Below are 1484 nucleotides of genomic sequence, written 5' to 3' on the forward strand. Positions count from 1 at the left end.
CCGCGGCGCAGCCGCTCCAGCGCCAGCCCCAGGCCGACGGCGCGCGGCAGGTGCGAGCCGGCGGTCGAGGTGGTCGGCACGACCGCCAGGTCGGCGCGCCCGAAGACCTTCGCCCGCCCGCCGGCCGCGGGTTCCTCGGCGGAGGCGACGATGCCGCGCAGCACGTCGCGCGCCGCCGCCGCGAAGGCGTCGTCGGGCGAGGGCTGCGGCAGATCGGGTACGACGACAGTCGCGTCCCCGTCCGCGTCCACGACGATCCCGGCGCCCACGGGAAGGCTCCCCGCCTCCGTCTCCTCCGGTTCCGGTTCCGGCTCCGGTTCCGGGGAGGTGACGGGGAAGGCGCCGGCGGCCTGGGCGGCGCGCAGGCAGTAGAACGCGCCGGAGCGGGCGTGCAGCAGCGCGGGGTCGGTCGGCCGCAGCGCGGCTGCTACCGCGGCGTCGCCCTCGTGACCGGCCGACTCGATCGTGTAGTACCCCTCACCGAAACCGGACAGCCACCGGCCGGCCAGGTCGAGCAGCCGGCTGGTCAGCTGCGCGTCGAACAGGGCCAGCGCCTGCGCCCCGGTCAACGCACCGCCGTCGGGCAGCGGTTCGCCCAGGTCGCGCCGCTGGTCGGGCGCCCCGAGCGCGGCCAGTTCGGCTCGGAGCCGGTCGTCGAGATCGTGCGGGGTGGTCACGCGGACAGCATTACCGACTCGGGCCCGCCTCGCCCACTCGGACACGTTCCGCCCGGCGTGGCTCAGACCTGCCCACACTCCTGCGGGCAGCCTCCGTCGGAGACCTTGAGCACCAGGTCCCGCAGTGTGGCCAGTTCTTCGGTGCTCAGGGCGTCGAGGAGTCGGGAGTCCGACATCACCTGGCGGACCCGCTCGCGTACCTGCCGCCCCCGCCCGGTGACGACGAGCGCCTTCTGCCGCCGGTCGGCCGGGTCGGTACGCCGTTCCACCAGCCCGGCCTGCTCCAGCTTGTCGGCCAGACCGGTGACGTTCGACCTGTCGCAGCCGAGCTGCGCGGCGAGGTCGCGGGCCGGGAGCGGGCGGTCCGGGTCCAGCTCGTGCAGCGCCCGGGCGACCGCCGGGGTGAGGCCCAGTGCCGCGACCCCCTCGTCCTGGTGGTGCCGCATCGCGGCGGCGACGTGCAGGATCCGGCGCATGGTCTCCCCGGCCAGGCCGGCCCGGTCACGGGCGGTGGGAACGGTGGAATGCGCCATCCGTTCATGTTATGGCGAAGTCGATCTTCGATCATCCGAACGGTCAGGCACCTCGTGCAACCGATTGCCGATCATGAAGCGCTGTTCGGCGAAAATTCCCGCCCGGTCGTCCGCGCGTCACCTCCTGTCCATCGACGTCCGTGAGGCTTCCCGGAGTCGACGAACCGGACTCCGGGGAGGAAAACCGTGGCTCTGTCCCGACGTACCATCCTGCTCAGCGGCGCGGCGCTCGGCGCCGCCGGCGCGGCAGCCGGCCTGCCGGTCGCCGCCGCCG

General features: G+C 74.4%; 1 protein-coding gene and 1 pseudogene. Both read right to left on the reverse strand.

What is annotated here, in order from left to right:
- Window positions 1-677: pseudogene (locus AC2CHG_RS31360) on the reverse strand (transketolase); the annotation flags it as partial.
- A 62-nt stretch (window positions 678-739) separates the two neighbouring features.
- The gene (locus tag AC2CHG_RS31365; protein WP_357209465.1) at window positions 740-1210 is read right to left on the reverse strand and encodes a MarR family winged helix-turn-helix transcriptional regulator; all 471 of its coding nucleotides are present in this window, start codon (window positions 1208-1210) and stop codon (window positions 740-742) included.
- Window positions 1211-1484 lie beyond the last annotated feature (274 nt).

The sequence above is a fragment of the Micromonospora sp. ATLC20 genome, assembly GCF_057196585.1.